The 9428-nt window shown below is 33.3% G+C and carries 3 protein-coding genes; all 3 read left to right on the top strand.

The genetic code is table 11. The features are described 5' to 3' along the window. The coding region (locus Q0842_RS15825) for a T9SS type A sorting domain-containing protein (RefSeq protein ID WP_298500436.1) at nt 1-1017 on the top strand (1017 nt) is incomplete at its 5' end. A gap of 267 nt (nt 1018-1284) precedes the next feature. After that, nucleotides 1285-7590, top strand: a complete 6306-nt coding sequence (locus Q0842_RS15820) for a LamG-like jellyroll fold domain-containing protein (protein WP_298500433.1) — start codon at nt 1285-1287, stop codon at nt 7588-7590. A 340-nt stretch (nt 7591-7930) separates the two neighbouring features. Continuing rightward, nucleotides 7931-9428, top strand: a 1498-nt coding sequence (locus Q0842_RS15815; RefSeq protein ID WP_298500431.1) for a thrombospondin type 3 repeat-containing protein, incomplete at its 3' end; no start/stop codon positions are given.

Raw genomic sequence — 9428 nt, 5'->3', positions numbered from 1 at the left:
GGTTATGCCCAAGTAAACAAAACAGGATCTATACGCGCATATCAATTTGTTAGTTTTTATGGTGCAAACAATGGTTCTCATGATGGCACAAAAGTACCAACACGATACTTGCCAGTAGGACAAGGATTTATAGCAGAAATAGAGAATGATGGAGTGCTACCATTTGATGGCACCGTAAAGTTTAACAATAGCCAACGGGTATTTATAAAAGAATCAGATGCAGATCCATCAAATGATCAAGTAGGTTCGGTATTTTCAAAAACTGCAAAAGGAAAAACAACTAAAGGTACAAATGCTTCAAAAACAACAGAAGAAACACCAATGCAAAGAATTCGACTAGAATTCAATTCTGTTACAGGTCCAAAGACAAGACATGAGTTATTATTAGGGTTTAGTGAATATACTACAGATGGTTATGATTATGGCTATGATGCAGAAAATCCAGAAGCCAGTAATAACGATTTAAATTTAAGTTTAGAAGGTAAAAACATGTGTATACAGGCCTATGGACAAATTACAGATAGCAAGGCGGTACCTTTAAATTTTAGTTCGTCTGGTGATAATACTTTTGAGATTAGAATTACAGAAACAGAAAATATAGACTCCGAACAACCAATATATTTAAGAGATAATCAAACAGGAACATATTTTAATTTAAGACAAGATTTAGCCTACGGATTTACTTCAGTACAAGGAATTTTTAACGAGCGATTTGAAATTGTATTTCACAGCGAGCAACAAAGTTTAAGTACACAAGCATCTGCAATATCAGATAACAATGTGTATTTTCAAAATACTACAAATACGTTGTTTGCTAAAAAACTTAGTGATGATGTTACTAAGTTATCATTAATAAATATGCGTGGTCAATCGGTTTTAGAGTTAACAAATGTTTCAAAGGAGCGCTTAGAAGGAGGTATACAATTCAATACTGTGTCAACAGGAACTTATGTAGTCTGTATGCGAACAAGTTTAAATAAGTTGTTAACTAAAAAAATCATTATCAATAAAAAATAAAACATGTATTTTGTCCTATAAAAGAAGTGTTTCAACCGATATTTATTTGTTTTTATCGATATTTTAAATTAATATTGCCATGCTATTTAATGTGAATCATAAAAATTGATTTCATTTACTAAAGCGCTCTTCCCTCAAGTATAGCTTTAAACGTTAGTTATTTTTTTAATTAATTTAATAAAACAATCCTTCAACTGAAATAATCACAATGTGTGACCTTTTTAGTGGAATTGTGTCTAAATTAAGAAGTTAGCCTACAAATTGCATATGGAAAAAAAATTACATTCTTCTAGTAGAATATTATTACTACTAATATTATTAATTTCATTTGTGAGTATTAGTTATTCTCAAACAGAAATTGCAAGTCAACGCTTTCATAATGGAAATCCAGGCTATCAATATTTAGTTGTGGATAATTATGCGACGCAGTCAATTACTACTCATGTAGGTACAGATAATTGGGACTATATAGGAACATCAACTAATGGGCAAATTAGAATTGTAAATTCTGATATTACCGATCCTGCTTCAGACTTATATTGTTTAGAGTTTTTAAATTATTGGGATAATGAACCATCACTAGAATTTGTAGAAAAGGATATTAGCAATTATGTTAATGTAAGTTTTTCTATTGCTTTTCAGTCTTTAGGTAATCCAGATAATAATGAAGATTTGTTTCTAGACTATTCATATTTTGATGGGGGTTCCTGGGTAAATAATACCGTTACCTTGGTTGAGGGTAATAGTGGAGATTTTTTAGGAATTCCATTAGATACTAGAATGTTTAATGTTTCTTTTCCGGATACAAATCCGTATGTTGTATCCATTCCAGATACCGCAACAGCATTTAAAGCAACAGTTAGAGCAGAATTTAATAATGGATCTCAGGGTCTTGAGCACTATTATATAGATGACGTTATATTAATTGGAGATGCAACAACAACAGCGCCAGTTGCAAATTGCCAAGGCGATTTTTCAATAGATTTAGATGCTTTTGGCAATGCTTCCATAACGGTTGCAGATATTGATGATGGTTCTAGTGTTTCCATAGGCACAATGAATTTGTCAATAGATAAATCAGAATTTACATGTGCAGATATTGGGGCAAATGTAATTACATTAACAGTAGATGATGGTACGCAAACAAGCACTTGTACTACAACAGTAACAGTTAATGGATACTCAGGAGCTATGGTAGCCCCAACAATTCCAGATACAACAACTTACTGTACATATACGGCAACACCACCAGCAGATATTTCATATCAATGTAATACGGTTTCGCCAACAACAAGCGACCCAACAACATTTTCAACTCTAGGAAGTTATACAATTACTTGGACCTATTATGATTCAGTTAGTGGCTCTTCAGAAACTTCAGTTCAAAATATAACCTTAGAGAATTTGAATGCACCTACTGGAATTACAGTTACTAACATTGGTCCAGATTCAGCAACAATTTCTTGGGATGAGCAATTAGGAGTAGAATCCTTTGAAATTCAGTATAAGAAGAATGGTTTAGTAAATTGGGATTCTGTAACTTCAACAACTAACACAATAGACTTAATATTGTTAGATCAATTAGCAGATTATGATGTAAGGGTGTCAGCTTATTGTAGTGGTTCGTCTTCAGCTTTTTCAACTACTGCAAATTTTACAACAACTGGACATGATTACTGTATTCCTGATGTTTCAAATTTCAATAATAGAAATTATATTCGTCGAGTTCGTTTTGGAACTTTAGTAACAAATATAGATAATACAAGTACATATACAAATGGATATGACGATTATACAGCTACAGATGTTGCTGATTTATATAAAGACAATACATACACAATAACTATTGATAGATATAGTAATAACTCATGGGAAGAAATGGGTTATGCAGTTTGGATTGATTTTAATGGAGATGGTGATTTTGAAGATGTTGGTGAAGATGTTTGGCGCTATGAAGATAGCAATTATACAACCAACGCAAATAGTGTAACTGGAGATATATTAATTCCTACATATGCCGTTAATGGATCAACTGTAATGAGGGTTGCAACAAGAAGGTATTGGTACCCAACAGATCCTTGTGATGGGAGTTTTGATGGGCAAAGAGGGGAAGTAGAAGATTATACTTTAAATTTACAAATCGAGCCAGATTCTCCACAAGAAATAGATATTACAGGTAATGGAAATATTATTATTGATGAGGCTGGTGTAACAGAATTATCTGAAGCAAATAATACCGATTTTGGAAATTATGATGTTTATGAAGTTCCTTTTACAAAAACATATAGAATTACTAATAATGGAGCAGATCCATTAGAATTAACGGGGTCGCCACTAGTTCAATTTACAAGTAATACAGGTGATTTTACAATTACTCAGCCTGCAATATCTGTTTTGGCAATTGGAGAATCTACAACTTTTAAAGTAACCTTTGATCCAACTACTGTAGGAACTAAAAGTGCAACACTTTTAATTGAGAATGACGATCAAGATGCAGCTGATACAGAAGATAATTATACATTTTATATTCAAGGAGAAGCTGTAAAAACGTTTCCAGATACAGATGGTGATGGTGTGCCAGATAATATAGATGGTGATGATGATAACGATGGATTATTAGATTCTACTGAAGATAATTCTTGTAAAACATATGCTTATTCTAATCAAGTAGAATCTGTATTTTTAAATGAAACTTTTGGTTCTGGTTATGATAGAGTGAGAATAGAAGATTTAGCAGATGGAGTAACTACAACATATTGTTATGAAAATGGTGCAGGAGGAGGATGTTTTGGAGGTAACGATCTTAATGATGGAGAATATACAATATTTAACAATTCAACTTCAGATATAGCAAGTTGGTCTTCAACTTATTGGTATCAAGGCTTAGATCATACGGATAATGCTTTAGACGAAAATGGCCCGGGTAGAATGTTAATAATTAATGCAAGTTATGATCCAGGGATTTTTTATAGTGCAACGATTAATGGAGTTACTCCAGGAGTTGAAGTTACTTATGGGTTCTCTGTAATTAATTTAGATAGATCTGATGCTCCATGTTTAGAAGGTTGTCCAGGTGGTGCTAGTTGGGATGATAATCCAAGAAATAGACCTGAAGTATTAATTGCAGTTTACGATCCAAATGGTAATGCATTAATACCAACGACTACATCAGGATTAATTCAGCCTACAGATGCTTCCAACCCTAATGGAGATTGGGTAACTGTAGAAACCTCTTTTACTACAACTTCATCTCAATTTACTGTACAATTAATAAATAGTCAAGATGGTGGAGCAGGTAATGACTTAGCTATAGATGATATTTATGTAAAACAGATATTATGTGATCAAGATGGTGATGGCGTTGCAGATTCAGTAGATTTAGATAATGATAACGATGGTATTCCTAATGTTGTAGAATTAGGGCTTTCAGATACAGATAAAGATGCAACTTTATTTGGTGATGGTTGGGTTGATTCCAATGGAAATGGGGTACATGATTCCTATGAGAGTGGAGCGGTTATTATAGATACAGATGGCGATGGTATTCCTGATTATGTTGATGCAGATTCAGACAACGATGGTATATTTGATGCAGTAGAGTATGATGGCTTTGGTGATATAGATGTAGATGGTGATGGTGTAGGTGAAGGCTCGGATGTGGATAGTTTAATTTTTAATGATGAAGCAGATGGCGATGGTCTATTAGCTATTATAGATGGTAATGATTCAGATCCAGATGATTCAGATCATGGTAGCGCAGGTTATGCAACACCTTTAGATTCTGATAATGATGGAATACCAGATTATTTAGAAGTAGACTCAAATAATGATGGTGTAAATGATATTGAAGAAACAATATATGCTACATACGATACAAATGGTGATGGAGTTATTGAAGGTACTGCAGATATAGATCAAGATGGTATTTTAGATAGTTTTGATACAGATACAAATAAATTTGGATCGCCTAGAGATTTAGATGACAGTTATACCTTGTTTTTTGATGGACGTAACGATTATATTTCAGAGAATGTACCTGTTATTGACAACTGGTCAAGTGGAACACTAATGGCTTGGGTAAAGGTAGCACCAGGAGCTACTGGACAGCGTCGAATTGTAGGTCAGGATAATTTCTTCATAACGTTAAATTCTAATGGAACTGCAAGTGCTCAATCGGGTGGAGACACAATAACCTCAAGTACTACCTTGCCAGAAAACATTTGGGTTCATGTAGCGGCATCATTTAACAATGTAGATGGTGATTTTGTATTGTACATTAATGGTGAACAAGAGGCTATAGAATCTGCTGGAAGTATTGGTTCAGGCACAACAGATTTAACCATTGGAAGAAAGCCAGGATTATCTGGTGAAGAGAATGTGTTAACGAGTGAGTATTTCAAGGGGGAGATAGATGAAGTACGTGTGTTTAATGCAGGACTATCAGAAGAAGAGATTCAAAAAATGGTATATCAAGAATTAGATGATACCAATAGTTTTTCAAAAGGTAAAATAATACCATCAGATATTTCAGCACTAGTAGGCTCAAGTTTACAGAGGTATTATAAGATGGATAAATTTACAGCCGATATAACTTCAGAAAAGAAGGGTGTATCAAGTGGTGCAAAATTATATAATATCAAGGATATTTATTTTCAAACAGCTCCTTTGCCTTATATTACCACAACTGATGGTACCTGGGATAATTCATCAACATGGTTACATGGCGATGTCTGGGATATATCAGATACAGCATCAAATAAAGATTGGAGTATAGTAAAAATATCTCACGATGTTACTGCAAGCCATAATATAAAAACATCAGGTTTATTAATTGATTCTGGGCGTAAATTAACTGTGCAAGGCGATCATTTGGTACAGAACCAATGGTATTTTAAATTAGACGGAACATTAGATTTAATGAATGATTCTCAGTTAGTTCAAACCGCTAAGAGTGATTTAGTTACCTCTTTAGAAGGTAAGATATTGCGACGACAAGAAGGCACTACAAGTCCTTATTGGTATAACTATTGGTCATCACCAATAGGAGTACAAGCAGCAACAAGTTTAATTGATAACAATGCAGTTACAAATAATACCAATAATACAGATTTTAGTTTAAATATGCTAAAAGATGATACTGGAAGTGACATTATGTTTACATCTGGATATACAGCAAGCGGAAATATAAGTACGTATTGGATATATAGTTATATTAATGGTTTAACATATTGGGATTGGGCGCATGTAAGTACATCAACAGCATTAAAACCTGGCGTAGGTTATACGCAAAAGGGTACTGGAGTTAGCGGAACAGAACAACAATATATTTTTGAAGGTAAGCCAAATAATGGTACTATTTTAATAGATGTAGAAGATGTAGGAGGCACAGGATCTGTAGCCAATCAATCCAAAACAGAATACCTATTAGGAAACCCATATCCATCAGCTCTAGATATACATAAGTTTATTGATGATAATGAAGGTGTAATAAAAGGTTCATTACAATTATGGCAGCAATGGGGCGGTACGTCACATAATTTAAGTGAATACGAAGGTGGTTATGCCCAAGTAAATAAAACAGGATCTATACGCGCATATCAATTTGTTAGTTATTATGGTGCACATAATGGCTCACAAGATGGTACAAAAATACCAACACGATACTTACCAGTAGGACAGGGTTTTATAGCAGAAATAGAGAATGATGGTGTACTACCATTTGATGGCACCGTAGAGTTCAATAATAGCCAACGAGTATTTATAAAAGAATCAGATGTAGATCCATTAAACGATCAAGTAGGTTCGGTATTTTCAAAAACCACAAAAGGAAAAACAACTAAAGGTACGAATGCTTCAAAAACAACAGAAGAAGCACCAATGCAAAGGATGCGATTAGAATTTAACTCCGTAAGCGGTCCAAAAACAAGACATGAGTTATTGTTAGGGTTTAGTGGATATACCACCGATGGCTATGATTATGGCTATGATGCAGAAAACTTAGAAGCCAGTAATAATGATTTAAATTTAAGTTTAGACGGTAAGAACATGAACATACAGGCGTATGGACAAATAACAAACGATAAGGTGGTGCCATTAAACTTCAGATCATCAGATGATAATACTTTTGAGATAAGAGTTTCAGGAATTGAAAATATAGATTCAGAACAATCAATATATTTACGAGATAATTTAACAGGGACTTATTTTGATTTAACCCAAGGAACAGCTTATAGTTTTTCTTCTGAGCAAGGAATTTTTAATAATAGATTTCAGATAGTATTCCAGAGTGAGCAACAAAGCTTAAGTACAGAAACATCCACAATAATAGAAAACAATGTGTATTTTCAAAACACAACAAATACGTTATTTGCTAAAAAACTTAGTGATGATATTACGAAGTTATCATTAATAAGTATGCACGGGCAATCGGTTTTAGAGTTAACAAATGTTTCAAGGGAGCGCTTAGAAGGAGGTATACAATTCAATACTGTATCAACTGGAACTTATGTAGTCTGTATGCGAACAAGTTCAAATGAGTTGTTAACCAAAAAAATCATAATCAATAAAAAATAAAAAATCGTATTTTATCGTATAAAATAAGCGTTTTAACGGATATTTATTTGTTTTTATCGATATTTTAAATTAATATTGTCATGCTATTTAGTGTAAATCTTAAAAATTGATTTCATTAAAAGAAGCTTTCTTCCCTCAAGTATAGTTTCAGATGGTAAGTTTTTTAATCTATTAAAACGCTCCTTTTGTCTAAAAACACCTGTTATTAGTGACTATAATTACCAATATGGGGTCAAATGATTAAAGGGTAAGTAAAAATGAAACTCTCAATTTATTTGTGTTTTAATAGTTTTTAAATTTTAACTGTAAATTCATTTTTGATGTACCCAAATCTGTAGTTATGAAAACTAAATTATTTTTAATAATAGTGTTTTGCGCGTTTTTTACTTTTTATAATGCAGCTTCACAAAATTCTGGAACATGGGTGGCTTCAGGCTCAGGTTCTAATACAACATGGAAAACTTCTGCAGGCTCTGTTAATATAACAGCTACTGCTACCAACTATGGTTCAGGCACAGGATATACCTTAAACGATTTTGTGACATATGATAGTATGGGATGTGCAGGTGCATATAGCGATCCAAGTATTGGAGGAAATCCATCATTAAGTGTTAGGCATACTTTTCCTAACACAGCAACTATTACTTTTAATTTTAGTAAAACAGTTATAAATCCTGTATTACATTTGGATAGATTGGGAGGAGGAACAGTTAGTAGTTTAACTTCCTCATCATTATTAACCATAATTACTAGTGGAATTACTTTTACTGAATTATCAGAAAATGATGTGCATTTTGTTTCAACACCTTTAACTGTAGTAAGAGAGTCAGGACAAACTTATACTAGTTTGCCTTCAGAATGTGGTCCTGCAACTGCAGGCACAGCTTCTGGGAGTGTTCGTTTAAATGGTGTTTTTAATACCGTTACATTTCAAGTTTCTATGGATGCTGTTGGAACTACAAGTTCAGTAAATGATAGATGGGAACTGGCTTTTAGTTCTGTAGTAGCAATAGATGAGTGTGATGCTATTTTATCGGGTAATGTAGATGCTGATACTGATGGTGTTTCAGATATTTGTGATTTAGATGATGATAATGATGGTGTTTTAGATGATAATGAACTGAATTGTGCTTCAAGCTATATTGATTTATCACAAACATTTAATGATAACTTATCTAGTCCAGGTACTGTTAATGACGTTTTTCCTATAGATGGTTCAAGTATTGATTTTACTTACGAATTATTGGGATCAGCTAATTGGGGATTTGGAGTGTTTTCAGCTTCAAATGGTGGGATTTCAGAAAGCTATATTGATACTCAAGTAAAAGATTCTGATTTTACAAATGGTGATGTAGCTGTTTATACATTTAATTTTTCTGAGCCTGTTTATAATTTAGAATTTAAAATTGGAGGTTTTGATAATAAAGATAGAGCCGACCTCGTAGCAACTATTAATGGAACTAATGTGCCAATTACAATAACTGATATAAATTTAAGTGGTGGTATAATTGCGGGAAATTCAGTTTTTGATGTAAATGGGACTAATGGAGTTGCACCCTTAAATAGTGTTCAAGTTGCATTAAATGGAGAAGTTAATCAAATAACTATTACTATTGCAAAAAATGATGGATCTTCGGCTAATGCAACAATTCAACTTTATGAATGGATTTATTGTGCAGGAATCCATTCTGATAATGACGGTATTCCAGATCATCTAGATATAGATAGTGATAACGATGGTATACCCGATAATGTAGAAGTTCAACCAACAGTTGGCTATATTGCACCAAGTGGTAATGGTACAGGTATGACTGATACCAACGATGACGGTGTTGATG

The organism is uncultured Algibacter sp., from assembly GCF_947495675.1.
Taxonomy (GTDB): domain Bacteria; phylum Bacteroidota; class Bacteroidia; order Flavobacteriales; family Flavobacteriaceae; genus Algibacter_B.
The sequence above is the reverse complement of the archived record's forward strand: the minus strand, read 5'-3'. Positions and strand labels throughout refer to the sequence as shown.